Consider the following 24,172-nt stretch of genomic DNA (forward strand, 5'->3'; position numbering starts at 1 on the left):
GGCGGTGGCGCTGGCGACACCGCAACAACCGATCAAGCAAGTCGTGGTGCAGACCGAGCCAGCCGCCACGGGCGAGGGCGTGCCTGCAGTGGCACCGCTGGGCCACGCGATCCCACCCACGCCCGAACCTGCGCCACCCAAGCGCGCACCGGCACACTACCTGTGGGCGGTGTTGATCGCCCGTATTTACGAAGTGTTCCCGCTGCTGTGCCCAATCTGCGGTGGTCAGATGCGCCTGATCGCGTTCATTACCGAGGGCACGCAGATCAGGCGGATTCTGGATCACATCGGCGTCGACTCAGAACCTCCGCAAATTTCCCCGGCACGCGGACCGCCGTTGTGGGATGACTGCGATGCGCATGTCGGTGAGGGTATCGAAGTCGAGCCAGACTGGGATCTGGCGGCACAACCCGCACCCGACTACGAAGTGGACCAGCGCGTCAATTGGTAACTGAGCAAGACGGCGGCATCAATCGCTGCGGGGAGTCGCTGCGTGCGCGCCAGCCCAAAATGCGTATAGCTTCCCAAGCTCTCGCGATTGAGCGACAAGCGAGCGCTCAATCTGCCTTGGTCTGCCTTGGCCGACGTGTTTCGAAGCCAAAGACTCGTGCCATACTTGGCCTCATGCGGTTGAATTTCCTATCCGTGGCAACATCCTCTGGACGCCCACCGACCGCCCCGGTGGCGGGCCGCACTTCGTGGACCTGGATGACGCGCGCATGGGCCCGGCGGTGCAGGACCTGTGGATGCTGCTGTCCGGCGACCGCCGCCAGCGTACCGTGCAGCTCAGCGGCCTGCTGGACGGCTACGAGCAGTTTCGAACCTTCGACCGGCGCGAACTGGCGTTGATCGAGCCCTTGCGCACCCTGCGCCTGATCCACTACAGCGCCTGGCTCGCGCGCCGCTGGAACGACCCGATCTTCCCGGTGAACTTCCCTTGGTTTGGCAGCAGCGACTACTGGCGCGGCCAGGTCGATACGCTGCACGAACAGATCGAGGCCATGCAGGAGCAGCCGCTGGACTGCGGGTGACCTGTGGGCGGGGGCAGGCACCCCACTTCCGGCCGGGCAGAATACGCGACCCTTCACGTGACCCGAGCGCCAACGGGAAGAAGGGTTCAACCTGTCGCATGAGTTTCAGATGATCCGAATCGGGTGTCTTGCCTTTGCGGTGTGGGCCATACATCCGTGGACCAACCCTCAAGGCTATGAGGCGGTTGCCTGGCCTGCGCGCCAGGCTATTCCCGCGCTGGCCGTTATGGATCTCGATGGCAAGGCCCGGGCGCATCGTACCGAGAAAGGCGCTCTGCGCTGGCGCCAGCAATGGGTGCCCTACGCGCAGATCTCCGACCACCTGAAGCGCGCCGTGATCGCCTCGGAAGACGGCGACTTCATCAACCACGACGGCGTGGAATGGGAAGCCATCGAGAAAGCCTGGCAGAAGAACACGCAGGCCGAAGAACTGGCCGCCAAACGCGCCGCCAGGACCCCACCCGGCAAACCCGCCCCGGCGGCAAAGGCCCCGAAGATCGTCGGCGGCTCCACCATCACCCAGCAGCTCGCCAAAAACCTGCTGCTGTCGGGCGAGCGCACCCTGCTGCGCAAGGGCCAGGAATTCGTGCTGACGATGGCGCTGGAGCTGCTGCTGTCCAAGCAGCGCATCCTGGAGATCTACCTGAACCACGTCGAATGGGGCGAAGGCGTGTTCGGCGCGGAGGCGGCGGCCCAGCACTACTACCGCAAGCCGGCGTCCAGACTCAGCGCCTACGAGGCCCCCCGCCTGGCCGTGATGCTGCCTCGCCCGAAGTATTTCGAGAAAGTGCCGAATTCAGGCTACCTGAGCAGCCGTGCCGGCACCATCGTGGCGCGCATGGGGGATGCTGTGTTGCCGTGAGGGCCACGCGGTGCGCAGCACCGTTGATTTTCCTGCCTCCGTAACTTAGAGTTCAAACATTCAGTGCTGACTGACAATCTGTCAACTCCATGAAGCCCTCCGAAGCCTTGAAACTCCACCGTGACGCCATTCGCCGGATCGTTGAAAACAACCATGCAGCCAATCCGCGGGTGTTCGGCTCCGTCATCCACGGTAACGACACCGAAGGCAGCGACCTGGACATCCTGGTTGATGAAATCGATGGACGGACGACACTGGTCAGCCTGGCCAGGATACAGACTGCCATTCAGGCACTGACAGGCATCAAGGCCGACGTTCTGACGCCGCTTGATTTGCATGAACGGTTCCGTACGCAAGTCGTTTCCGAAGCTCAACCCGTATGACCGACAAGACCCGACGGATCGCCGATTGGGTTAAAGACATTCGCGAAACCATCGGAAACATTCGCTCTGACATGGGCACGCTGACCAAGTCCGAGTTCCGGGAAGACGGAAAGTCGCAGCGCGCCGTCATCAAAGGCCTGACCGATACCGGCGAGGCGGCCAACAACATCATGAAACTGGCGCCGGGCTTGCGTCAAAGCAACCCTGATGCCTGGCAGCACCTTGTGGACGTCTATGCCATGCGGATCCGATTGACGCACACGTACCACCGGACCAACCCGAACATCGTCTTTGACACCGTGCTGAACGATCTCCCGGCATTGGAAAGCCAGTTGGACAACATCCGGACTGCCTTCGACGACTCTGAGTAACCACTCAAGAGGGCGCCGGCTCTGCCGAACATCGAGTGATCAGCCGCTGACTTTCAGGCCCAGAAAACGGCGAAACGCGGTCTTGATGCGGATGCCGATCAGGCCCCAGTAGCCCAGATCCTGCCGGCCATACAGATACGCCATGTAATCGCGGCTGGGCCACAGGCGCTGCCAGAGGTAGCGCGCACGCAGGCGCGCGGTGGGCTGGGCGAGGAAGGCCTGCAACTGCATGTAGCGCCAGTCGCGCAGGCGGGTGACGTCGAGCGACTCATGGCGTGCCGCCTCGCGCAGCGCGGTGGTCAGGTCGGCCGGCACGGCCACGAAGTCCGCGCCAAAGGTGGCCTGCGCCGCCTCGATCATGCCCAGGCAAACGCCGGCCAGCCCACGCTCCACGGCCAATTGCTGCAGGTGCTGCCAGTCGGTCTTTGTGAAGACCTTGGCAAACGCCGGAATGTCATACAACCACTTCAGCCGGATCTCTGCGCCGACAGCCAGTGTCGCCGCCCAGTGCATGCAGGCATGGATGAAGGCATGCGCCGGCCCCAGGCCCCGCGCGTTGGCGCCCAGGCGCGGCAAGGCGATGGACTCCGCCATCAACTCGTCAAACGTGAAGCGCTCGCTGAACAGGGGGGAATTGATCACGCGGCAATGCAGGTCGATCTCCACCCACACGCCCGGCGCGACCTCGCGGCGCAGCATCATTTCCAGCGCCACGAGGTCACCGGAGGGCTGGAACAGTTCGTAGCCGGATTCGCACAGGCGATGCGCCAACTGGTCTGCCGCATCGCGCGTGGCAACTAGCACGTCGATGTCGCCGCTGGCGCGCAGGGAAGGGTCGGGGTAGGCCCATTGGGCGATGGCCTGGCCTTTGAGGAGCAGGCCGGGGATGGCTGCCTGATCCATGACCGACAGAAGGTGGCGGGTTTCGCTTTCAATGAGCATGGAAGACAGGACTCCCTGCAGAGCAGCTGCCTTGAAAGACCTTACTACAAGTTCTCTGGATTTGTCGCGCCGGCTGCCAGCAGTTTCATCCGCAAGGAGCAATCTGGCGTATACCAGTGCCACCACCCCCTCGCGCTCAGCCTCCATCAGCAGTCCGCCAGGCTCCTGAGAGTCGGCAAAATCCTTGTCCAAGTTACCGCCGGAAATAACTGACGCAGGCCAATCAAGCGATGAGATCATTCGGTTTCCGCGAAACCCATCGCTTGCCGATCAAGCATTGAGAAAAGCCATCAACACTTTCTAGTATCGCCCCAGTTTCCGGGGCAAGCTGGACCTGAACGGGAACTTCAGCACATGTTGCCAACGTGGTTGGGAAAAAGACACACTCCGTCTTGAAAAAGGTCTTCTCGGCTAGCCTTCGTCCCTGTTTGGGTCAGGCTACCCACATTCCCGAACACGACAAGCCGGGGTGTCTGATAAGGCTGCCGAGCGTTGCCGTCAGAAACGGCGAACCCAATCGCACAATTGTTCTTGTCACTAGTCATCTGATTAATCTCCATTCAATATGCGTGTGGCGCCCGATTCTGATCTGGACCCTTGGTGGAGAAGTATAACTTAAGGATGAACAGCGGGGACTTGGTTTTGCACCCACACCAGCAACCTTAACGCGGCGGCCAGCCCGTTGACCGAACTATCTTCCGGCTGTTCGCATGCGGCTTTGAGCCGCGCGGCATCCAGCCATGCCACAGCGGGTGGTTGCAGTACGTCGGACTGGTCGATTTCCAGATGCCCGGCCAGAACCGCGCGATTGAAGGCCCAGCCGATATGACTCTTGTCGGTCCGCCAAGCGATGTTGTATGGGAGCAACGGTCGCATGGCCTCCCGCAAGACCCACTTTGCATGGCCGTCCCGGATTCGAAGCTTGACCGGCACCCAAGCCTGAAACTCGATCAGGTCTCGATCGGTAAACGGCGGCCGAGGCTCGACCCCGAAAAGGGATGCCACCCTATTGAAGCGTTCCAGGCCGGCGGTGATGTAGGGGGCAGCCATGCAGCTCAGCGCTTCGCCGGATTGGTGCCAGTGGTTGCTATTCGTGAGCGTGCTCCGGTAGCGTCTGTAGCGCTCGCGCATGTTCACCCGGCGCAAGAGTTCCACACTGGCAATACTGGTGGCCGTCAGCGCGCGGTATTCAGTGGCTTCCTTCCATTGGTCGCGAAGGGAGTGCATGGCCGTTGGCGCGAGGCAGCCGATCATGGTTCGAAGTGCAGGCCATCGCGGGTTCTTGACGCCCTGCGAAGTCCATTGTTCCAGCGCCGCACGCCAGGACTCCGATAAACGCCATTGCCGGAACAGGCGCCTGGCAGGATATCCGGTGACGAACAGGTTGTCAGCCGGCACGCCGTCCATCAGGCTCACAATGCCTTGCGAAGAGGCTGCCCGATATAGACAGGAGGCCAGCGTGATACTGCCGTCAAAAGGCTCGCAGCAGATTTCCCACCATTCGCTCGCTTTCGCGTCGTGCATGGATGCCAGATCGACAAATGTGGCTCTGCAATGACGCTGCGACAGCATGGCGTGGATGCTGGTGGTCTCAGCGCAATCCGGATTGCCGGTGTTGGTGGCCGAGAACACCGGGAACGGCGGTCGACCCTCGGCGTTGTAGGCTTTGCTCGCCAGAGCCACTACAGAAGACGAGTCAAGGCCCCCGCTAAGCATCGAGCCCACTGGCCTATGGCTGCGAAGCCGGCGCTTAACAGCGCGGTCAAGCTGTTCTCTCTGAGCCTCGACCCATTCTTCGGTACTCCGTGGCAGGCCAACCGGTCGATCACCTACAGGCCACCAGTAGCGCTGCTGCTGAATTCCTCCGGTGCTTTTGACAAGTAACCAGCTGGCGGGTGGGAGTTTTTGTACCGCTCGGTAGAACGTGGTGGTCAGGTCGATGCCTTCGGTTTCGCCGAACAGCGCATCGGCGATACGGCCCTCGTCCATCTGTGCTGGAACGTCACCTTGCGCCAGTACCGCTTCCACGGTGGAGCCGAAAACGAAACGTTTGCCGGCGACGAAGTGGAAAACGAAGGGGCGAACACCCATGGGGTCGCGCGCAGCATACAGCGTTTGCTGTCGGGGGTTCCAGATTGCGAAGGCGAAGTCTCCACGCAGCCGGTCAGCGCACTGTGTGCCCCAACGCTGCCAGGCCGCATGAAGAAGTTCGCCATCGCCAACATCGTTGGCGGGGCGGATGATGCCAAGTTCGCGCAAAAGCTTTGGCCGATCATCCAACCGGCTGTCGGAAACCACTACGCAGCCGCTGCCTGGATGAATCCAAGGCTGGGTTTCGACGTTAGCTTCAGGGGTAGTGGCCAGCAATGCCTGAGCGAAGCCAGTGTTGCCATCGCAGTGCATGGTCTGGCGATCGGGGCCGCGACGCCCCAGCTTGCCCAGCATGCGCGCCACACCGCTGGCCGGAACAGGTTCGCCGTCGAACTGGATGAGACCGGCGATTCCGCTCATGGCGTGCTGGTCCGGCGCTTCACGCCAGGCTGACCAGTCCCTTGGCGCGCAGTTCTTCCGTCAGCCGCAGGATGTCCCCCTCCAGCGCCTCGCGCGTCACTTCGTACTCGTCCAGTATCGTGTCGCAGACGGCGGCCAGCGGCTGCCCCTCACTCATGAGTTGCCACATGCGCGCGCCCACCGGGTCCAGCCCGTAATAGGTGCCGCTGGCCAGGTCCAGGATGACGGTCTCGTCGCCCACGGTGCGGGCCATGACTTGCGTGGGGATCGATACTTTGTCAGACAGGTTCATGTCGCAATGATTTCATGTTTTGCCAAGGCGTGCTCGACGATGGCCTTGCGCACTACAGGCAGCGCGCTGTAGTCACGCGGATAGTCCAGCCGGAAGTAGATCGGCAGTTCCGCCAGCCGGGTGAGGTCGTCGAAATGTCGCATCAGCATGTCGCGTGCCTCGATATCCAGCAGAAAGGAGTGTTTGACGAGTTCGATCAGCGCCTGGGCGGGGCGCAGGGCTTCAATCGTCGGCGTCTCGACAACTCCATCGCCCAGAAAGAATAGGCGGTGCAATGGCCGGGCTTCTTGACAAAACGCAATTTCCGGGCCTGCCAGAAATCTGGACTTGGATGTGAAACTCACGGCCGGTGCCACCGCAGAACTGTTGCTGATCAGCGCATCCTGGCTGTCTTGCCACAGGCGGATCGACGGGTGGCTGGGGACGATCATGCAGCGGCCGTCCACCCATTCCAGCAGAAGGCCGTCATCCGTCAGGAAGCGCGTGCCCTCCGTGGCAAAGCTGGCCGCCAGCGTGGATTTGCCGCGGCCCGACTCGCCGAGAAACGCGACACCCTGCCCTCCGATATCCACCGCACTGCCGTGCAGCACCAGCTTGCCCTGGCGGCTCAGCGCCAGCGGCAGGACCTGGTTCAGGTACAGGTGCTCGACCGTGGGCGAAGTCACGCCGGGCGCCGGGAAGCCCAGCACGGTGGCACCGTCGGCAGACACCTCGAAATCCGCCAAATCGGGGAAGCGAAGTAAATACCCACCACCCTGGCGGTAAAACTGCGTCCACAAGGTGCCATCGGGGAAGGACCATTGGTGAAATGGAGCGTCCTGAATAGTCACCAGCGGACGCGCTGGTTGTTCCGAGTAGTGGACTGTCAATCAGTGCTCCCCGTCAGCACGGCGGCCACAAATCGGGTGATTTCAGTGGACGACGGGAACAGCGCTGGATGCTCGCGCAGCACGGCCTCCTGAATCTGGCCGACGCTGCGCTGCCCGTCGCAATAGCTCAGCACCAGCGCCCGGGCGCGCGCGGCGCGGCTGAGTTGCGGCACGTGGTCGGGGCGGGTCCTGTTGAGTTGCTCATGCATCAGCAGGTCGCCGAGCCAGGTGGAGTGGCTGAACTTGCGGCCCGATGCCGGGTGGCGCACGTCCCAGGCGATCAGGCGGTCGGCCGGGCGCGCCATGACAGTGGCGCTGACGAGTTCACCCGCCTTCACTGCAAGCGGGCCGTCGATCGGCAAAAAGGCCTGGGAACGCTTGATGGCCTGGGCGGACAGGGGGGAGTTGGTCATCCAGACATTCTCGGCCAGCTCGCACTCGAACCAGCCGGCCAGGCCGTGCATCACACCGTCGCGCGCCACGGTCAACTCAGCCGTCCACGAGAAAAATTCCGGGTTGTCGGCCCGCAGGTCGATGCAGCCCAACTCCGTCGGGCCGGCCAGCACTTCATCGGCCTGCAAATTGACCGCGTACTTGGTGTTGATACCCTGCTGGCGCAGCCAGTGAAATTGACCTGGGATGCCCGGCGCCGCCCAACCTTCCGCCAGTTGATGGCATTTTTCGGATTCCACGGCGCCCAGTTGCAACCGGAGTCGGCCGGGGATCAAACGACCGCCGGGCTTGAGAAAGCGGCGGCGGGCGTCGGCCAAGGTCTCGATCAGGCCGTAGTCAAAGCCGAAGTAACCAACGTGGTCGCAAATGAGGACGTCCACCGACTCGGGCAGTTCCGCCTGAAAAGATGTGCCGTGGATGAAGTTTGCTTTGTCGCCCCAGCCCGCCTTTGTGAGCGACTGGCGGGCGATTTCAATGGCGGCGGTCGAATCAATCGCGTCAATGTGCCCGGCACCGGCCTGCAGGCACAACAGGCCGAGCACCGCGGAACCACAACCGACGTCGGCGACGCGGTCGCCGGGCCGCAGGGTTTGTGCAATGGCGGATCGGAACAGGTCGAGCCGGATGGCGTCGGCGACGTAACCGAGGTGCTCGTCGAGGAGGCTGCTCAAGATGTCACGCTGTCATTGGATTCAGAACGCCGCCTGAAGCTTGAGGTCGATGCCCGGCATGGCGTAATCAACCCGCTTGCAGCCGTCGGGGTGCAAGACGACGGTCTTGGTGCGAGCCAGATTGGTCTCGAGCGGTTTCAACACCGTATCTTTCGGGTCACGCATAGTTCTCCAAGCCTTCAAATACCGTTAGGTTTAAATTCAAAAAGTACCCATTTTCCGTCAGATCTGCATCTGCTGCACGGCCAGAAATGGGGGGGGGGCAGGTGCCGCTGGCAACAGACCTGCGGCATCGATTGGATGGATTGCCGGATTAGCGGATTTTGCCTCAAGGGAGCACTTTAGTGTTCAATCGACGACCCAGTTAGACCCAGTGGCGCGAAAACGTCACATAAGGCTCTGCTTTTTCCCTGCGCTGCAGCACCACACTCGACCGGGCGGCCGTCGACATGGAGAATGCCGACGATGCCGCTCATGGCGCCTGAAACGCGTCGAGCGGCACGATGTCGCCAAACGACGCAAACTGCGCACCCACGTCGGGCCGGTCGTTCACCGGCACTCCTTCACATTCGACCCAGGCATGGGCATCGAGCCTGCCTTGGTTCAGGCGCACGCCGATGCGCAGCTGACTCTCCACCCCCCGGCGGCGCAGCAGCCAGCCCAGCAGCAGCGAACGCGTGAGGCAGGTGCGCGGGCCCAGGGTGTAACGGGCGGCAATGTTGACAAGTTCGCCCAGGGCCTGGATGTCAGGCAGCGCCATGGCCGCGTTCGCCGTTGTTTTGCCGCGCTGGAGCCGCGCCTGAAAACGCGGCAGGCCGAAGACCCGCAGACCCAGCCAGAAAATCGGCATCCACGCCGCCGCCGCCAGCAGCGTGCGCCGATCAGGGCCGCTGAGAGCCCGGAACCGAGACAGACGGCGGGCCAGTCGGTTCATGGTGCCGGCGCACCTTCTGCGACGCTGGCCTGAACGTCCACCGCTGGCGCTGCGACTTCCAGGATTTGTCCGCTCTCCAGAAGCAACACCCGGTCCGCCAATGCCAAACTGGCGGGCCGATGCGTGATCAGGATGACGGTGCGGTGCGCCAGTGTGTCGTGGCAATCGGCAATGAAGGACTTCTCGCCCTCCGGGTCGAACATGGCGGTGGCTTCGTCCAGCACCAGGATTGGCGGGTCTTTCAGCAGCGCGCGGGCTAGGGCGATGCGCTGGCGCTGGCCGCCGGACAGACGGATCCCCTGGTCACCAATGATGCTTTCGTAGCCTTGCGGCAGGCGGGATATGAACCCGTGGGCCTGGGCGGCGCGGGCGGCGGCCTTCACCGCCCCGGGGGATGAATCGGGCAGGCCGTAGGCGATGTTGTCAAACACGCTGCCGTTGAACAGCAGCACGTGCTGCGGCACCACGCCGATCTGGCTGCGCAGGCTGGTCAGCGTGAGGCTGGCAATGTCGACGCCGTCGATCAGGATGCGGCCGCTGGCCGGCGCCATCAGCCGCATCAGCAGATGCGCCAGGGTGCTTTTGCCCGCGCCGTTGGGCCCGGTCAAGGCAACGGTTTCTCCAGCGCGAATGTGAAGGTCGACGCCGTCCAGTGTGGCAGGACGACCGGGGTAGACAAAACGGACCGCCTGGAACTCGATCTCGCCGCGCACAGCGGGCAGTGTCTGACTGTCCGTGGTCGCGGCCTCCGGGTGCTCCGCCAGCACCGCGCTCAGGCGCTCCAGCGCGCCGTGCGCCTGCCGCGTCTGGCCGTATACGTCGGCCAGGGCGCTCACCGGGCGGGTGAGCAGGGTCGCATAGAGCAGAAAACTGACAATTTCGGCGGGCGATCGTCCCGCCATGGGGCCGCTGAGCTGCCAGAGAATCAGCACCATGCCTGCAGCGGCCAGGAATTGCACGCCGGGCCCGAGCGCGGCGTAGACCAGGCGCTCCTGGTTGCTCAGGTGCAGGATGCTCTCGATCTTGCCGCGATAACGCGCCGACTCCAGCGTCTCGCGCGTGAAGGTCTTGATGGCCGGCAGCATGCTGAGGTTTTCCTCGGCAATGGCGACTGAATCAGCATGCGCCTGCTGCAACTGGCTGGACAGCGGGCGCAGGCGGCGCCCCAGCACCTTGAGCAGCATGTAAAAAAGGGGAATCATCAGCACCACCAGCAGCGTGAGGCGCGCGTCGATGCGCAACATCATCAGCGCGGCACCGGCCACGGTGAGCGCCAGTGGAACCACGCTGAGCAGCGTGCCGCTGATGTAGCTGGCCAGGCGCGCCACGTCGTTGGTCAGCAGCGCCAGGATCTCCCCGTGGCGGCGCTGCTGGAAATAGGCCAGCGGCAGCGCCTGCAGGTGGTCATACAACTGGGTGCGCAGGTCGGCAAGGATGTATTCCGCCGTGCGTCCGAGCAGCCAGCTGTTGGCAAACTTCAGCAATGCCTGCACGGCAAAAAGCACCAGCAGCGCCACCAGAAGCAGTCCGCCGGCTTGCGCCAGACCCGTGAGCAACTGCCCGGCGAACTGGCCCGCCAGCCAGGGCACGGCGAGTGCCACGCCGGTTTCCGCCAGCATGAGCAGCGCACACAGCGCCAGCGTGCCGCGCCAGGGCCATGCGAAACCGAGAATGAGCCGAAGATCCATTGATGTTGTGTCCCGCGGGGTGACCCGCCATGCCCGCGGCCACCCTGCCTGAATCCGCGTGCCGTATTTTCGTGTATTCGATGGACGGAGCGAGCATGGCCCCGGCTATCATCCCAGCCATGCGTGCCAAGTTGATGAGCCTCTTCCTGCTGGGCCTGATCCGGTTCCTGACAGGCGCGCAGGCTCGCTGGCATGGTTGCCCGCCCAAGGCCGAGCAGCGCATCTACTTCGCCAACCACCAGAGCCACGCCGACCTCGTGATGATCTGGGCAGCGTTGCCGCACGAACTGCGCGGCATCACGCGGCCCATTGCCGCCAAGGACTACTGGACCAAAACCCCCTTCAAGCAGTGGATCACCACGGCGGTGTTCAACGCGGTGTACGTGGAGCGCGAGCGAACCGGCGACGAAGACCCGCTGCAGCCCTTGTTCGACGCGCTGGAAAATGGCGACTCGCTGATCATCTTCCCCGAAGGTACGCGCGGCAACGCCGAGGAGCCGCAGCCGTTCAAGGCCGGGCTGTACAACCTGACCTGCAAGTTCCCCGAAGTGGTGCTGGTGCCGGCGTGGATCAACAACGTGCAGCGCGTGATGCCCAAGGGCGAGGTGGTGCCGGTGCCGATTTTGTGCTCGGTGACTTTTGGCGCGCCGATCCGGCTGGAGCCTGGCGAGGAGCGGCGCGCGTTCCTGGACCGTGCGCGCCTCGCGGTGCTTGCGCTGCGCGATGTCTGAGGCCGCGCCATGAACCAGTATCTTCGCAACCTCACCGCCGAGCAGCAGGTCAGCGCCCTGTTCATCATCGTCTTCGGGCTGTTGTTCCTGACCCATGTCACGGTGTTCATGCTGTCGCTGCGCGAACGGGGCGACACACCGCAGGCGGAAGTGGTCAACGCCCGGCTGGCGGAGGCTCGGGCCTTGCTGCGCACTTCCTGGGCGATGGTGATTGTGTTCTGGGTGGGCTGGGCGTCCGGCGAGGGGGTGGCCACCACGCTGTTTGCCATCGTGGCCTTCTTTGCCCTGCGCGAGTTCATCACGCTCTCGCCCACGCGCCGCGGGGACCATCGCAGCTTGGTGCTGGCGTTTTTTGTGGTGCTGCCGATCCAGTTCTGGCTGGTGGCCACGGCGCATTTCGACCTGTTCACCGTGTTCATCCCGGTCTATGTGTTTCTGGCGATTCCGGTGGTCAGCGCGCTGGCAGACGACCCGCAGCGTTTTCTGGAACGCAATGCCAAGCTGCAGTGGGGCATCATGGTCTGCGTTTATGGCGTGAGCCATGTGCCCGCGCTGCTGCTGCTGCAGTTCCCGAAGTGGGGGAACAAGGGCGCCTTTCTGGTGTTCTTCCTGGTGTTTGTGGTGCAGACCGGCACGCTGGTTCAGCATCTGGTCAGCCGCCGCTGGCCCCGCGCACCACGGGCACCCAACGTCAGCCAGAGCTTCAACTGGACCAGCTGGTCGATCGGCCTGGCCTCGGGCAGCTTGTTGGGAGGCCTGTTGTCCGGCATCACCCCGTTCAAGCCGGGCCAGGCCATGGCCATGGCGCTGATCGCCTGTGTGGCGGGTTCGATGGGGCACCTGGTGATGAAAGCGCTCAAGCGCGACCGCGGCGTGCCGAACTGGGGCGCACAGGGTCATTCGGTGACGGGCGCCAGCGGTCTGCTGGACAGGGTGGACGCGCTGTGTTTTGCCGCTCCGGTGTTTTTTCACTCGGTTCGATGGTATTTTGGGGCATAGCCCAGCGTCGGATGGTCATTGTTTGCTATGAATATTGAACTTCATGCGCATCCTTGGCATTGACCCAGGTCTGCAGACGACCGGCTTTGGCGTCGTGGATGTGGCCGGCCATGCACTGAGCTACGTGGCCAGCGGCGTGATCAAGACCACGCACCTGGAGATGGGCAACCTGCCGGCACGGCTGAAGGTGCTGTACGACGGCATCCGCGAGTTGCGTGTGCGCTATGAGCCCGACGAGGCCTCGGTCGAGATCGTGTTCGTCAACGTCAACCCCCAGGCCACTCTGCTGCTGGGCCAGGCGCGCGGGGCCTGCGTGACGGCGCTGGTGTCGTGCGATCTGCCGGTGGCCGAATACACCGCACTGCAGATGAAACAGGCCATCACCGGGCACGGCCGCGCGGCGAAGTCGCAGATCCAGGAAATGGTCAAGCGCCTGCTGCAACTGCCGGCGCTGCCGCGCCAGGATGCCGCCGACGCGCTGGGCCTGGCCATTACCCATGCCCACGCGAGGGCGTCGATGAACAAGCTGGCCGAAGCCCATGGCCTGCAGCGCCGCACCAGCGGCATGTACCGCGGCGGGAGAAGCCACTGAATCCGCCTGTCAGGCGAGGCGCTCGAGGATCAGGACACCAAAGAAGCCCAGCGCGGCCAGGATCGTCCATTTGAGGACGAGCAGGCCAAACCGCTTGAACCGCGCCTGCCCGGTGCCGACGTAAAACGCGAAGGACACCCCCGCCGCGATCAGCAGCAGCATCATGGCCCAGCGAAACAGCAGCATGGGTGGAGCGCCTCGTCGAAAAAGGGCCCGGAGCCTACCAGGCCCGCGCCGGCACGGCGAAACCGATCGGGGCTTTCTTCTCGTCGTCGAAGGTGACGACCTCAAAGGCTTCGGGATGCGCCAGCAACTCGCGCAGCAGGCGGTTGTTCAGCGCGTGGCCGGAGCGGAAGGCGCTGTACGCCGCCAACAGCGGCTTGCCGAGCAGGTACAGGTCGCCCATCGCGTCGAGGATCTTGTGCTTGACGAACTCGTCGTCGTAGCGCAGGCCGTCATGGTTGAGGACCTTGTAGTCGTCCATCACGATGGCGTTGTCCAGCCCGCCACCGAGCGCCAGGCCGTTGGAGCGCATCATCTCGACGTCCTTCGTGAACCCGAAGGTGCGCGCGCGCGCGATGTCCCGGGCATAGGAGCCCTGGCTGAGGTCGAATTCGACCCTTTGGCCCGTGGAATCCACGGCGGGATGATGAAAGTCGATCTCGAAGCTGAGCTTGTAGCCGTGAAACGGCTCCAGCCGCGCCCATTTGAGGGCCTCGCCCTGCCCTTCGCTCACTTCGACCGGCGCCAGCACGCGGATGAAGCGCCGCGGCGCGTTCTGCAGGGCAACCCCCGCGCTCTGCAGCAGGAAGACGAAGGAGGATGCGGACCCATCGAGGATGGGCACCTCTTCTGCCGTGATGTCCACATAGAGGTTGTCAATCCCGAGGCCGGCACAGGCCGACATCAGGTGCTCGACGGTGTGCACCTTGGCGCCGCCGCTGGAGATGGTGGACGCCAGGCGCGTGTCGGTCACCGCCAGCGCTGAAATAGGAATGTCCACCGGCTCGGGCAGGTCGACCCGGCGAAACACGATGCCGGTATCCGGCTGCGCGGGGCGCAGTGTCAGCTCGACCCGCTGGCCGCTGTGCAACCCGACACCCACCGCGCGGGTGAGTGTCTTGAGGGTGCGTTGGGCCAGCATCCGGCTATTTTAATGAGCCCCGGATCAATCCGCCTGCTTGCGCAGGAAAGCCGGGATCTCATAGTCGTCCATGCCGCTGGAGGACAGCGCATCGACGCGGGCCGCGGCCTGCGTGCGGTTGGTGCGCCACACGCTGGGCACGGCCATGTTGCCGTAGTCGGTCTGGGTCACGGCGGGCGCGGCAAGCGTCGTGACGCTGCCGACGCTGGTCAGCGGGTTGTTCAGCGTCGGGATCTGGATCGGTGCGTTGTCGGTGCCGGTGCGCAGCACAGTCAGCGGCGGGGCGGTGCGGCGCTGGCCCTGGCGGGACAGGCCGGTGGCGACCACCGTCACGCGGATGTTGTCGCCAAGACCGTCGTCGTAGGCCGTGCCATAGATCACATGCGCATCGGCCGAGGCGTAGGCGCGGATCGTGTTCATCGCCAGCTTGGACTCGCTCAGCTTGAGCGAACCCTTGGCCGCCGTGATCAGCACCAGCACGCCGCGCGCGCCGGACAGGTCGATGCCTTCCAGCAGCGGGCAGGCCACCGCCTGCTCGGCGGCGATGCGGGCGCGGTCCGGGCCGCTGGCCACCGCGGTGCCCATCATGGCTTTGCCGGGCTCGCCCATCACGGTGCGCACGTCCTCGAAGTCTACGTTCACATGGCCAGGCACATTGATGATTTCGGCAATGCCGCCGACCGCGTTTTTCAGCACATCGTTGGCGTGGGCAAAGGCCTCATCCTGGGTGATGTCGTCGCCGAGCACCTCGAGCAGCTTTTCGTTCAGGACCACGATCAGCGAGTCGACGTTGGCTTCGAGCTCGGACAGGCCGGCGTCGGCGTTGTCCATGCGGCGCCCCCCTTCCCAGTCGAAGGGCTTGGTGACCACGCCCACCGTGAGAATGCCCATCTCCTTTGCCACACGTGCGATCACGGGCGCAGCGCCGGTGCCCGTGCCGCCGCCCATGCCGGCCGTGATGAACAGCATGTGCGCGCCTTCGATCGCGGCACGGATGTCCTCGATCGCGTCCTCCGCCGCGTGGCGGCCTTTTTCCGGCTTGCTGCCAGCGCCCAGGCCGCTGACGCCGAGCTGGATGGTGCGGTGGGCGGCACTGCGCGTCAGGGCCTGCGCATCGGTGTTGGCGCAGATGAACTCGACGCCGCCGACGCTGCGATCGATCATGTGCTCGACGGCGTTGCCGCCACCGCCGCCGACGCCGATCACCTTGATCTGGGTGCCCAGGTTGAATTCCTCGACTTCAATCATTTCTATGGTCATGTGTGTTTCTCCTGATTTCTGCAGTTGCCTGAATGCTGGGGTTTCGATGTTGTTGTTCATGGGATCGGTCATGAAGGTGGGCCGGTGCATCGCCATCGCACCGGCCTGCGCGTTCGCGGACTCCCCCTTGCGCGGTGCCGTGTTCGTTCCATGGTCAGAAATTCCCCACGATGAAGTCCCTGACGCGGCCGAAGGCCGTCTTCACGGATCCGTTCTGCTTGGCCACCTTGAACCCGCGCAGGCGGGCCAGACGGGCTTCTTCCATGAGGCCCATGACCGTGGCCGCCCGCGGCTGGGACACCATGTCGGCCAACGCTGCCGAGTACTTGGGAACACCCCGGCGCACCGGCTTGAGGAAGATGTCCTCGCCCAGCTCGACCATGCCCGGCATCACGCAGCTGCCGCCTGTGAGCACGATGCCCGATGACAGCACCTCCTCGTAGCCGGACTCGCGCACCACCTGCTGAACCAGGGAGAAGATCTCTTCCACGCGCGGCTCGATGACGCCAGCCAGGGCCTGGATGCTGAGCATTCGCGGCCCGCGGTCGCCCAGGCCCGGCACCTCGATCTGCTGCTCGGGATCGGCCAGCAGCTGCTTGGCGAAGCCGCTCTCCACCTTGATGTCTTCCGCGTCCTTGGTCGGCGTGCGCAGGGCCATGGCGATGTCGCTGGTGATGAGGTCGCCGGCGATCGGGATCACCGCGGTATGCCGGATGGCGCCGTTGGTGAAGATGGCCACGTCCGTGCAGCCTGCGCCGATGTCCACGCAGGCGACGCCGAGCTCGCGCTCGTCTTCCGTCAGCACCGCGAGGCTGGAGGCCAGCGGATTCAGCATGAGCTGGTCCACATCCAGGCCGCAACGGCGCACGCACTTGATGATGTTTTCCGCGGCGCTCTGGGCGCCGGTGACGATGTGCACCTTGGCCTCCAGCCGGATGCCGCTCATGCCGATGGGCTCCTTGACGTCCTGGCCGTCGATGACGAACTCCTGCGGCTCGACCAGCAACAGGCGCTGGTCGGTGGAGATGTTGATGGCCTTGGCGGTCTCGATGACGCGGGCCACGTCGGCCGCCGTCACCTCCTTGTCCTTGACAGCGACCATGCCGCTGGAATTCAGGCCGCGGATATGGCTGCCGGTGATGCCGGTGTAGACCCGGGTGATCTTGCAGTCGGCCATCAGCTCGGCTTCTTTCAAGGCCTGCTGGATGCTGTTGACCGTGGCGTCGATGTTGACGACCACGCCGCGCTTGAGCCCATGGCTGGGGGCCACGCCCAGGCCCGCCAGCCGGAGCTCGCCGCCCGGCATGACTTCGCCCACCACCACCATGACCTTGGCGGTTCCGATGTCGAGCCCGACGATCAGGTCTTTGTATTCTTTTGCCATGTGTCCACCTGTTCCTTGTCCAGTTCGTTCAGTGCGTGCGTTTGGTCGGCGGCGGCTTGGCCGCTTCCTTGACCGCCTCCGCGCTGACGGTCGTCACGCCGCGAAGGCGCAACGCATATCCGTTGCCGTGGCGCAGGTCCGCCGATTCGACGCTGTCCGGCTTTCGGCGGTAGAGCGCCGTGGCCTGCGAGACCGTGCTCACGTAGCGCCGGGTCCGTTCCAGGACTTCCTGTGCCGTGCCACGCCCCAGCTCCATCGCCGTGCCGCCGTCCAGCTGTACACGCCAGCTGCCGCGGTCGGTCAGCTCCAGCTGCTCGATGGCCGCATCCAGAGGCTCGAAAACGGGCAGCAGGTGGCGGTACATCGCCAGCAGCTGCGCCGACTGCCCCTGCGGCCCGCTGAGTCGCGGCAGCTTGTCGGCTTCCACGTCGCCCAGGTTGGCTTCAAACACCTCGCCGAAGGTGTTGAGCAGCAGGGATTCACCCTCGTCGCCCCAGTACGCGACCGGAAGGTGCTCCTGGAGCTGGACGTTCAGCCGGTTCGGGAACTCGCGACGAACCAAGGCCTTGCGCACCCAGGGCACCCCCTCGAAGGCGGTGCGCGCCGCCGCCAGATCGAGCGTGAAGAGATTGCCGCTCAGTCGGTGCGCCACATTGGCACGCAGGGTGACGGCGTTGTTGTGGGTCAGGTCGCCCTGCACCTGGATGGCCACGATCGAGAACATCGGGTGCCGCAGGCCCCACCACAGGACCGCTGCCAGCCCCAGCGCTGCCAAGGCCACGAACAGCGCCGAGGCGGTCGCGTTCATGAGCCGGACATCCAGCGGGGTCGGCAGCGCCGCGCTCATACCTTGGCTTCCTCGCCGCCAGCGGGCGGGTAGTCCAGCGTGGCCGACTGCAGCAGGCGCACGCACAGCTCGTCGTAGCTGATGCCAGCGGCGCGCGCCGACATCGGGACCAGCGAATGGCCGGTCATGCCGGGCGAAGTGTTCATCTCCAGCAGGAAGGGCTTGCGGTCGCTGGCGCGGATCATCAGGTCGGCGCGGCCCCAGCCGCGGCAACCCAAGGCGCGATAGGACGCCAGCACGATGCGCTGGATCTCACGCTCCTCGGTTTCGGGCAGGCCGCTCGGGCACTGGTAGGTGACGTCGTCGGTGAAGTACTTGTTCTGGTAGTCATAGGCACCGTCCGGCGCGATGATGCGGACCACCGGCAGCGCCGTGGCGCTGGCCCCGGTGCCCAGCACCGGACAGGTCACCTCTTCGCCCTCGATGAATTCCTCGCACAGCACATCGGCGTCGTAGCGGGCCGAAAGCCGCACGGCGTCCTGCATCTGCGAATAGCCCATGACCTTGGTCACGCCGATCGAGGAGCCTTCACGCGGCGGCTTGACGATCAGCGGCAAGCCCAGCTCGTCGGGCACGGTGCGCACGCGCTCGTGGTCCTGCTGGTCGGGGGCCAGCCAGACATAGTTCGGCGTGGGCAGACCCTCGCAACGCCAGATGCGCTTGGTCATCACCTTGTCCATGGCGACGCTGGAGGCCATGACCCCCGAGCCGGTGTAGGGAATGCCCAGCAGTTCGAGCGCGCCCTGCACCGTGCCATCCTCGCCGTGGCGACCGTGCAGCGCGATGAAACAGCGGGAAAACTGCTCCTTCCTGAGTTCGCCGATATCCCGCTGCGAGGGATCGAAGGCATGCGCGTCCACGCCACGCAAGCGCAACGCCTGCAGCACGCCGGCGCCGGACATCAGCGAAACCTCGCGTTCCGCCGAATGACCGCCCATCAGGACGGCCACCTTACCGAAATTTGCACTATTTTGGCTCATTCCCAGCGTCCTCTGGTCATTTAATGCTCCTTTTTGAGTAGCATGCTGACCACTTTTCCAGGCACCGAACCAATCGATCCGGCGCCCATGCACAAGACCACATCGCCCGCCCTCGCGGTATCGGCGATCGCCTGCGGCAACGCCCCGATATCGTCGACAAACAGCGGCTCCACCTTGCCGGCCAGGCGCAGCGCGCGCGCCAGGGTCCGGCTGTCGGCCGCCGCGATCGGCGCTTCGCCTGCGGCATAGACTTCGGCCAGAAGGACTGCGTCGGCGCGCCCGATCACCTTGACGAAATCCTCAAAGCAGTCCCGGGTGCGGGTGTAGCGGTGCGGCTGGAAGGCCAGCACCAGGCGCCGACCGGGAAATGCGCCACGAGCCGCTGCCAGCGTGGCAGCCATCTCGACCGGGTGGTGGCCGTAGTCGTCGATCACGGTGAACACGCCACCGTCCTTCGCCGGAACGTCTCCATAACGCTGGAAACGGCGTCCTACGCCCTTGAAGCCGGCCAGCGCGCGCAGCAAGGCGTCGTCGGGTACGTTGAGCTCGACCGCCACCGCAATCGCCGAAAGCGCATTGAGCACGTTGTGTTCGCCGGGCAGGTTCAGCACCACGTCCAGGTCCGGCAGCGTAACCCCATTGCGACGCAGAACCTTGAAGTGCATCTGCCCGTCAACCGGGCGCACGTCGATCGCCCGGACCTGGGCATCTTCTGAAAAGCCGTAACTGGTGATGGGGCATGACACCTGCGGCACGATCTCGCGCACGGCTGTGTCGTCAATGCAAAGGATCGCGGTGCCATAGAAGGGCATCTTGTGCAGGAAATCGACAAAAGCCGCCTTCAGGCGATTGAAGTCATGGCCGTAGGTTTCCATGTGATCGGCGTCGATATTGGTGACGACGGCCATGATCGGCAGGAGATTGAGGAACGAGGCATCGGATTCATCCGCCTCGACCACGATGTAGTCTCCGCTGCCCAGGCGCGCATTGGCGCCCGCGCTGTTCAGGCGGCCGCCAATGACGAACGTCGGGTCCAGCCCGGCCTCGGCCAGCACGCTGGCGACCAGGCTGGTGGTGGTGGTCTTGCCATGGGTGCCGGCAATGGCAATACCCTGCTTCAGGCGCATGAGCTCGGCCAGCATCAGCGCGCGCGGGACGACAGGAATGTGCTTCTCGCGGGCGGCCAGCACCTCGGGGTTGTCTGCCTGAACCGCAGTGGACGTCACGACCGCATCGGCACCGGCCACGTGGGCGCCCGCATGGCCCACATGGGTCTGGATGCCGAGGCCGGCCAGCCGCTGCAGGGTTGCACTGTCGGCCAGGTCCGAGCCGGAGATCACATAGCCCAGGTTCAGCAGAATCTCCGCGATTCCGCTCATGCCGGAGCCGCCGATGCCCACGAAATGGATGTGCCGGATTGCGTGTTTCATTTCGCCAGTTCCTCACAGGCAGCCACCACGTCGCGGGTGGCGTCGGTCTTGCGCAGATCCCACGCCTTCTCGGCGCGCCGCAGCAGTTCCGGGCGCGCGGTTTCCTGCAGCATGCGCGCCAGACGCTCCGGGCTCAGTTCGCTCTGCTGGATCAGCCAGCCGCCGCCCTGGTCCACCAGGAAAGACGCATTGGTGGTCTGGTGATCGTCGACCGCAAACGGGAAAGGAACGAACAGCGCAGCAGCACCCACGGCGGCGATTTCGGTCACCGTGCTGGCGCCCGCGCGGCAGACGATCAGGTCGGCTTCGGCAAACGCCGGGGCGGTGTCGTCGATGAAGGGCGTGAGTTCCGCATCGACACCGGCCTCAGCGTATCCGGCCCGCAATGCATCGATCTGCCGGGCGCCGCTCTGATGCACGACCCGCGGCCGCTGTGCGAGCGGCAACAAGGCCAACGCCTTCGGCACCACCTCGTTGAGCGCCTTGGCGCCCAGACTGCCACCGACGACCAGCAGCCGTAGCGGTCCGCTGCGTCCGGCAAACCGTTGCGCTGGCGCCGGCTGCTGCGTGAACGCCGTGCGCAGCGGATTGCCGACCCATTGCGCCTTCTTCAGCACGTCGGGAAACGCCGTGAAGATACGATCAGCGATGCCTGCCAACACCTTGTTGGCCATGCCGGCCACCGAGTTCTGCTCGTGCAGCACCAGCGGCTTGCCGAGCAGCACACCCATGAGCCCCCCTGGGAAAGTGACATAACCACCGAGCCCGACCAGCACGTCGGGCCGCACCCGTCGCACCACCTGCAGGCTCTGCCAGAACGCCTTGAGCAGGCGCAACGGAAGCAGCGCCAGAGTGACCAGGCCTTTGCCGCGAACCCCCGCAAAATCAATGCCCTCGAAGGCAAAGCCCCGCGGCGGCACGATCTGGCTCTCCATCCCGCCGGGCGTTCCCAGCCAATGTACGCGCCATCCCCGCTCATGCAGGGCCTGCGCCACGGCCAGGCCGGGGAAGATGTGGCCCCCGGTGCCACCGGCCATGATCAGGGCGCACTTCGCGCTCATACGCGCCCTCCCCGCATGAGTTGCCGGTTCTCGACATCGACACGCAGGACGACAGCCACAGCGACCAGATTGATCAGGATGGCCGAGCCGCCGTAGCTCATGAACGGCAGCGTCAGGCCCTTGGTCGGCAGCGCCCCGAGGTTCACGCCCATGTTGATGAAGGCCTGAAATCCAACCCAGATGCCGACGCCCTGCGCCACCAGGCCGGGGAAGACCCGGTCGAGCGCGATTGCCTGACGGCCGATGTGCATGATGCGGCGGGTCAGCCAGAGAAAAAGGCCGATCACGCACAGCACGCCGATCAGGCCGAATTCCTCGCCGATCACCGCGAGCAGGAAGTCGGTGTGCGCTTCCGGCAACCAGTGCAGCTTTTCGACGCTGCCGCCCAGGCCGACGCCCCAGATTTCACCCCGTCCGATGGCAATCAGTGAATGGGACAGCTGGTAGCCCTTGCCCAGCGCGTGTTTCTCGCTCCACGGGTCAAGGTAGGCAAAGATGCGCTCGCGCCGCCAATCGGACATCATGATCATCAGCCCGAAGGCCACGATCAGGATTGCCGCGATCAGGAAGAACATGCGCGCATTGACGCCGCCAAGGAACAGGATGCCCATCGCGATCACGGCAATCACCATGAACGCGCCCATGTCGGGCTCGGCGAGCAGCAACAGGCCGACCACAGCCACGGCGGCGCCCATGGGAAGGACCGCGCGGAAGAAACGCTCCTTGACCTCCATCTTGCGCACCATGTAATCGGCCGCATACAGCACCACCGCGAGTTTGGCCAGTTCGGAGGGCTGGAAGTTCATGACCCCCATTGAAATCCAGCGGCGCGCGCCGTTGACGCCTTTGCCCACGTGCGGGATCAGCACCGCCATCAGGAGGATCAGCGACACCACGAACAGCCACGGCGCCACCTTTTCCCAGGTAGACAACGGCACTTGAAAGGCCAGCAAGGCCACCACGAACGCCATCACCAGCGACAACGTGTGTCGCGTGAGGAAGTGGCTGTGCGCGTAGCGTGCGAACTTCGGGTTGTCTGGCATCGCAATCGACGCCGAATAGACCATGACCAGTCCGAATGCCAGCAAGGCCACGACCACCCAGACCAGCCCTTGGTCGAAGCCGGGCAGCCGGGCCTGAGTTGCCGCGCCTCGCCCCACCTCAGGCACCCCCAGGCGCACCGGCAGGATCTCGGCGGCCGTCCCCGCCCCTCGCACGCCACCCATCCACCGGCTGAAACCCCGGCCGAAGCTCATGCCGCGCCCTCCAGTTCGACGCCGGCCGCATCGGCAAGCTCGATCACGGCTGCGCGAAAAGCTTCGGCGCGGTGCTCGTAGTTGCGAAACATGTCGAAACTGGCGCAAGCCGGCGACATCAGCACCGCATCGCCGGCACGGGCGCACTGGCGCGCCTGGCGAACCGCATCTGCCATCGAGTCGGCGTCCAGCAAGGGCACGCCGGTGTTTTCCAGCGCCGCCCTCAGCAAGGGCGCGTCGCGACCGATGAGCACCACGGCCCGCGCATGGCGCGTCACCGGGTCGACCAGGGGTGTGAAGTCCTGCCCCTTACCCTCGCCACCGAGGACGAGCACCAGCCGGCGCTCCGCGCCAAGGCCGATGAGGGCAGCGGCCGTGGCGCCCACGTTGGTGCCCTTGCTGTCGTCGAAATATTCGATGTCCTGAACCACCCCCACGGACTCGACCCGGTGCGGCTCGCCCCGGTATTCGCGCAGACCGAACAGCATGGAGGCCAGGCTGCAGCCTGCTGCCCCGGCCAGTGCCAATGCCGCCAGGGCGTTCAACGCATTGTGACGACCGCGGATACGCAGGGCATCGGCGGGCATCAGCCGCTGGATGTAGAGCTCCTCGACGTCGTCCTTGCGTCGGCGCCGCGTTTCGTCGGCCTCCAGAGCGCGCACCAGCCAGGCCATGCCATTGACCATTTCGATCCCGTAATCACCGGGGCGATGTGGCATGTCGCCACCAAAGGTCACCATGGCGCGCTCCACCGGCCGCTGGAGTCGAGCGCGCACCGGCGCGGGTCGCATGGCCATCACCAGCGGATCGTCGCGGTTCAGGATCATCAGCCCCTGCTGGCCAAAGACCTTGGCCTTCGCGGCAGCATAGGCCTGCATGCTCCCGTGCCAGTCGAGGTGGTCCTGCGTCAGGTTCAGCACTGTTGCGGCGGTGGGCTCGAAGCTGCTGCAACTGTCGAGCTGGAAACTGGACAGCTCCAACACCCAGACGTCGGGCAATGCGTCCGCATCCAGACAGGATGAGAGAGAGTCCAACAGGGTCGGGCCGATGTTTCCGGCCACCACGACCGACTTGTCGGCTCGCCGCACCAGTTGTCCGGTCAGCGCGGTGACGGTGGTCTTTCCGTTCGTGCCCGTAATGCCCAGCACCTGAGGGCGGTAGCCGCGGTTTTCCGCCAGATCCGCCAGCGCCTGGGAGAAAAGGCTCAACTCGCCACCATTCCACAGGCCCGCAGCCTGCGCGGCCTGATCCACCCCGGCCACCGATGCGGGCGCGAGGCCGGGGCTGCGGAACACCGCGCGCACCGGCGCTCCCTCCACCAGGCCAGCTTCCAGGGGGCCGCTGAGGAAGCGGGCGTCGGGAATGTCGTTGCGCAGTGCCTGCAGGCCGGGCGGGTCCTCGCGAGTATCGGCAACCTGCACCCGCGCACCGCAGCGCGCGCACCAGCGCGCCATGGCCAGGCCCGAGGCCCCGAGTCCGAG

23 protein-coding genes and 3 pseudogenes are annotated in these 24,172 nt (G+C 64.8%); 8 read left to right on the plus strand and 18 right to left on the minus strand.

Features of this window, described 5'->3' with window-relative positions:
* The 5 genes and pseudogenes from ACMUOY_RS18330 to ACMUOY_RS18350 form a co-directional block, all read left to right on the plus strand.
* Positions 1-451: pseudogene (locus ACMUOY_RS18330) on the plus strand (IS91 family transposase); the annotation flags it as partial.
* 196 nt (positions 452-647) lie between these two features.
* Positions 648-1,031, plus strand: a pseudogene (locus ACMUOY_RS18335) (serine/threonine protein kinase); the annotation flags it as partial.
* 283 nt (positions 1,032-1,314) lie between these two features.
* Positions 1,315-1,893 (plus strand): annotated as a pseudogene (locus tag ACMUOY_RS18340) (transglycosylase domain-containing protein); the annotation flags it as partial.
* Positions 1,894-1,982: 89 nt separating this feature from the next.
* The gene (locus ACMUOY_RS18345; RefSeq protein WP_413894182.1) at positions 1,983-2,276 is read left to right on the plus strand and encodes a nucleotidyltransferase family protein; all 294 of its coding nucleotides are present in this window, start codon (positions 1,983-1,985) and stop codon (positions 2,274-2,276) included.
* Positions 2,273-2,647 (plus strand): DUF86 domain-containing protein, encoded by a 375-nt coding sequence (locus ACMUOY_RS18350; RefSeq protein ID WP_413894183.1) that lies wholly within the window; start codon positions 2,273-2,275, stop codon positions 2,645-2,647. Before ACMUOY_RS18345 ends, ACMUOY_RS18350 begins: the two co-directional genes overlap by 4 nt.
* Before the next feature lie 39 nt (positions 2,648-2,686).
* On the opposite strand, the gene ACMUOY_RS18355 is transcribed toward ACMUOY_RS18350, so the two are convergent.
* The 8 genes from ACMUOY_RS18355 to ACMUOY_RS18390 all read right to left on the minus strand — a co-directional run bounded on the left by ACMUOY_RS18355 (position 2,687) and on the right by ACMUOY_RS18390 (position 11,007).
* Entirely contained in the window at positions 2,687-3,829 is a 1,143-nt protein-coding gene (locus ACMUOY_RS18355; RefSeq protein ID WP_413894184.1) for a nucleotidyltransferase family protein, read from the minus strand.
* Between the two features lie 375 nt (positions 3,830-4,204).
* Positions 4,205-6,100, minus strand: coding sequence for an asparagine synthase-related protein (locus ACMUOY_RS18360; protein WP_413894185.1), 1,896 nt, complete (start codon positions 6,098-6,100; stop codon positions 4,205-4,207).
* A gap of 19 nt (positions 6,101-6,119) precedes the next feature.
* The gene (locus ACMUOY_RS18365; RefSeq protein WP_413894186.1) at positions 6,120-6,392 is read right to left on the minus strand and encodes a PqqD family protein; all 273 of its coding nucleotides are present in this window, start codon (positions 6,390-6,392) and stop codon (positions 6,120-6,122) included.
* On the minus strand, positions 6,389-7,261 hold the full coding sequence (locus tag ACMUOY_RS18370) for an HPr kinase/phosphorylase (RefSeq protein ID WP_413894187.1): 873 nt from the start codon (positions 7,259-7,261) through the stop codon (positions 6,389-6,391). The genes ACMUOY_RS18365 and ACMUOY_RS18370 overlap by 4 nt, the downstream gene beginning before the upstream one ends.
* The gene (locus ACMUOY_RS18375) at positions 7,258-8,385 is read right to left on the minus strand and encodes a methyltransferase domain-containing protein (protein WP_413894188.1); all 1,128 of its coding nucleotides are present in this window, start codon (positions 8,383-8,385) and stop codon (positions 7,258-7,260) included. Before ACMUOY_RS18375 ends, ACMUOY_RS18370 begins: the two co-directional genes overlap by 4 nt.
* A 21-nt stretch (positions 8,386-8,406) precedes the next feature.
* Entirely contained in the window at positions 8,407-8,550 is a 144-nt protein-coding gene (locus tag ACMUOY_RS18380) for a hypothetical protein (RefSeq protein WP_413894189.1), read from the minus strand.
* Between the two features lie 307 nt (positions 8,551-8,857).
* Positions 8,858-9,319 carry a lasso peptide biosynthesis B2 protein gene (locus tag ACMUOY_RS18385; protein WP_413894190.1) on the minus strand — a complete coding sequence of 154 codons (462 nt, stop codon included), beginning with the start codon at positions 9,317-9,319 and terminating at the stop codon, positions 8,858-8,860.
* Positions 9,316-11,007: an ABC transporter ATP-binding protein gene (locus ACMUOY_RS18390; protein ID WP_413894191.1), complete on the minus strand. Its 1,692-nt coding sequence runs from the start codon at positions 11,005-11,007 to the stop codon at positions 9,316-9,318. The genes ACMUOY_RS18385 and ACMUOY_RS18390 overlap by 4 nt, the downstream gene beginning before the upstream one ends.
* Positions 11,008-11,126: 119 nt before the next feature.
* Between ACMUOY_RS18390 and ACMUOY_RS18395 the strand changes: the two genes are divergently transcribed.
* Genes ACMUOY_RS18395 through ruvC form a run of 3 tightly spaced genes read left to right on the plus strand, consistent with a single transcriptional unit; the run spans position 11,127 to position 13,329 of the window.
* Positions 11,127-11,738: a lysophospholipid acyltransferase family protein gene (locus ACMUOY_RS18395; protein WP_413894192.1), complete on the plus strand. Its 612-nt coding sequence runs from the start codon at positions 11,127-11,129 to the stop codon at positions 11,736-11,738.
* Between the two features lie 9 nt (positions 11,739-11,747).
* A complete protein-coding gene (locus tag ACMUOY_RS18400) occupies positions 11,748-12,737 on the plus strand; it encodes a phosphatidate cytidylyltransferase (RefSeq protein ID WP_413894193.1) in 990 nt (329 codons plus the stop codon).
* 43 nt (positions 12,738-12,780) lie between these two features.
* Positions 12,781-13,329 carry a crossover junction endodeoxyribonuclease RuvC gene (gene ruvC, locus ACMUOY_RS18405; protein WP_413894194.1) on the plus strand — a complete coding sequence of 183 codons (549 nt, stop codon included), beginning with the start codon at positions 12,781-12,783 and terminating at the stop codon, positions 13,327-13,329.
* A 9-nt stretch (positions 13,330-13,338) separates the two neighbouring features.
* Here ruvC and ACMUOY_RS18410 read toward each other — a convergent pair whose 3' ends face one another.
* From ACMUOY_RS18410 to murD, 10 genes are all read right to left on the minus strand, one after another.
* Positions 13,339-13,515, minus strand: a complete 177-nt coding sequence (locus ACMUOY_RS18410; RefSeq protein WP_413894195.1) for a hypothetical protein — start codon at positions 13,513-13,515, stop codon at positions 13,339-13,341.
* Between the two features lie 34 nt (positions 13,516-13,549).
* The gene (lpxC, locus tag ACMUOY_RS18415) at positions 13,550-14,473 is read right to left on the minus strand and encodes a UDP-3-O-acyl-N-acetylglucosamine deacetylase (protein ID WP_413894196.1); all 924 of its coding nucleotides are present in this window, start codon (positions 14,471-14,473) and stop codon (positions 13,550-13,552) included.
* Between the two features lie 24 nt (positions 14,474-14,497).
* The gene (gene ftsZ / locus ACMUOY_RS18420; RefSeq protein WP_413894197.1) at positions 14,498-15,733 is read right to left on the minus strand and encodes a cell division protein FtsZ; all 1,236 of its coding nucleotides are present in this window, start codon (positions 15,731-15,733) and stop codon (positions 14,498-14,500) included.
* Positions 15,734-15,887: 154 nt separating this feature from the next.
* The gene (gene ftsA, locus ACMUOY_RS18425; RefSeq protein ID WP_413894198.1) at positions 15,888-17,117 is read right to left on the minus strand and encodes a cell division protein FtsA; all 1,230 of its coding nucleotides are present in this window, start codon (positions 17,115-17,117) and stop codon (positions 15,888-15,890) included.
* Positions 17,118-17,145: 28 nt separating this feature from the next.
* Positions 17,146-17,964, minus strand: a complete 819-nt coding sequence (locus tag ACMUOY_RS18430) for a cell division protein FtsQ/DivIB (RefSeq protein ID WP_413894199.1) — start codon at positions 17,962-17,964, stop codon at positions 17,146-17,148.
* Entirely contained in the window at positions 17,961-18,944 is a 984-nt protein-coding gene (locus ACMUOY_RS18435) for a D-alanine--D-alanine ligase (protein ID WP_413894200.1), read from the minus strand. Before ACMUOY_RS18435 ends, ACMUOY_RS18430 begins: the two co-directional genes overlap by 4 nt.
* 20 nt (positions 18,945-18,964) lie before the next feature.
* Positions 18,965-20,374, minus strand: a complete 1,410-nt coding sequence (gene murC / locus ACMUOY_RS18440) for a UDP-N-acetylmuramate--L-alanine ligase (RefSeq protein ID WP_413894201.1) — start codon at positions 20,372-20,374, stop codon at positions 18,965-18,967.
* The gene (gene murG, locus ACMUOY_RS18445; protein ID WP_413894202.1) at positions 20,371-21,435 is read right to left on the minus strand and encodes an undecaprenyldiphospho-muramoylpentapeptide beta-N-acetylglucosaminyltransferase; all 1,065 of its coding nucleotides are present in this window, start codon (positions 21,433-21,435) and stop codon (positions 20,371-20,373) included. Before murG ends, murC begins: the two co-directional genes overlap by 4 nt.
* A complete protein-coding gene (ftsW, locus tag ACMUOY_RS18450) occupies positions 21,432-22,691 on the minus strand; it encodes a putative lipid II flippase FtsW (RefSeq protein WP_413894203.1) in 1,260 nt (419 codons plus the stop codon). Before ftsW ends, murG begins: the two co-directional genes overlap by 4 nt.
* A partial coding sequence (gene murD / locus ACMUOY_RS18455) for a UDP-N-acetylmuramoyl-L-alanine--D-glutamate ligase (protein ID WP_413894204.1) occupies positions 22,688-24,172 on the minus strand: 1,485 nt, incomplete at its 5' end. The genes murD and ftsW, both read right to left, overlap by 4 nt.

The sequence above is a fragment of the Candidatus Skiveiella danica genome (assembly GCF_022705245.1).
GTDB classification, from domain to species: domain Bacteria; phylum Pseudomonadota; class Gammaproteobacteria; order Burkholderiales; family Burkholderiaceae_C; genus Skiveiella; species Skiveiella danica.

Bases quoted from the DNA above. Each gene is read 5' to 3' on its own strand.
- ACMUOY_RS18345 (WP_413894182.1), top strand. From the start codon at position 1,983: ATGAAGCCCTCCGAAGCCTTGAAACTCCACCGTGACGCCATTCGCCGG.
- ACMUOY_RS18350 (WP_413894183.1), top strand. From the start codon at position 2,273: ATGACCGACAAGACCCGACGGATCGCCGATTGGGTTAAAGACATTCGC.
- ACMUOY_RS18355 (WP_413894184.1), bottom strand. From the start codon at position 3,829: ATGATCTCATCGCTTGATTGGCCTGCGTCAGTTATTTCCGGCGGTAAC.
- ACMUOY_RS18360 (WP_413894185.1), bottom strand. From the start codon at position 6,100: ATGAGCGGAATCGCCGGTCTCATCCAGTTCGACGGCGAACCTGTTCCG.
- ACMUOY_RS18365 (WP_413894186.1), bottom strand. From the start codon at position 6,392: ATGAACCTGTCTGACAAAGTATCGATCCCCACGCAAGTCATGGCCCGC.
- ACMUOY_RS18380 (WP_413894189.1), bottom strand. From the start codon at position 8,550: ATGCGTGACCCGAAAGATACGGTGTTGAAACCGCTCGAGACCAATCTG.
- ACMUOY_RS18385 (WP_413894190.1), bottom strand. From the start codon at position 9,319: ATGAACCGACTGGCCCGCCGTCTGTCTCGGTTCCGGGCTCTCAGCGGC.
- ACMUOY_RS18390 (WP_413894191.1), bottom strand. From the start codon at position 11,007: ATGGATCTTCGGCTCATTCTCGGTTTCGCATGGCCCTGGCGCGGCACG.
- ACMUOY_RS18395 (WP_413894192.1), top strand. From the start codon at position 11,127: ATGCGTGCCAAGTTGATGAGCCTCTTCCTGCTGGGCCTGATCCGGTTC.
- ACMUOY_RS18400 (WP_413894193.1), top strand. From the start codon at position 11,748: ATGAACCAGTATCTTCGCAACCTCACCGCCGAGCAGCAGGTCAGCGCC.
- ruvC (WP_413894194.1), top strand. From the start codon at position 12,781: ATGCGCATCCTTGGCATTGACCCAGGTCTGCAGACGACCGGCTTTGGC.
- ACMUOY_RS18410 (WP_413894195.1), bottom strand. From the start codon at position 13,515: ATGCTGCTGTTTCGCTGGGCCATGATGCTGCTGCTGATCGCGGCGGGG.
- lpxC (WP_413894196.1), bottom strand. From the start codon at position 14,473: ATGCTGGCCCAACGCACCCTCAAGACACTCACCCGCGCGGTGGGTGTC.
- ftsZ (WP_413894197.1), bottom strand. From the start codon at position 15,733: ATGACCATAGAAATGATTGAAGTCGAGGAATTCAACCTGGGCACCCAG.
- ftsA (WP_413894198.1), bottom strand. From the start codon at position 17,117: ATGGCAAAAGAATACAAAGACCTGATCGTCGGGCTCGACATCGGAACC.
- ACMUOY_RS18430 (WP_413894199.1), bottom strand. From the start codon at position 17,964: ATGAGCGCGGCGCTGCCGACCCCGCTGGATGTCCGGCTCATGAACGCG.
- ACMUOY_RS18435 (WP_413894200.1), bottom strand. From the start codon at position 18,944: ATGAGCCAAAATAGTGCAAATTTCGGTAAGGTGGCCGTCCTGATGGGC.
- murC (WP_413894201.1), bottom strand. From the start codon at position 20,374: ATGAAACACGCAATCCGGCACATCCATTTCGTGGGCATCGGCGGCTCC.
- murG (WP_413894202.1), bottom strand. From the start codon at position 21,435: ATGAGCGCGAAGTGCGCCCTGATCATGGCCGGTGGCACCGGGGGCCAC.
- ftsW (WP_413894203.1), bottom strand. From the start codon at position 22,691: ATGAGCTTCGGCCGGGGTTTCAGCCGGTGGATGGGTGGCGTGCGAGGG.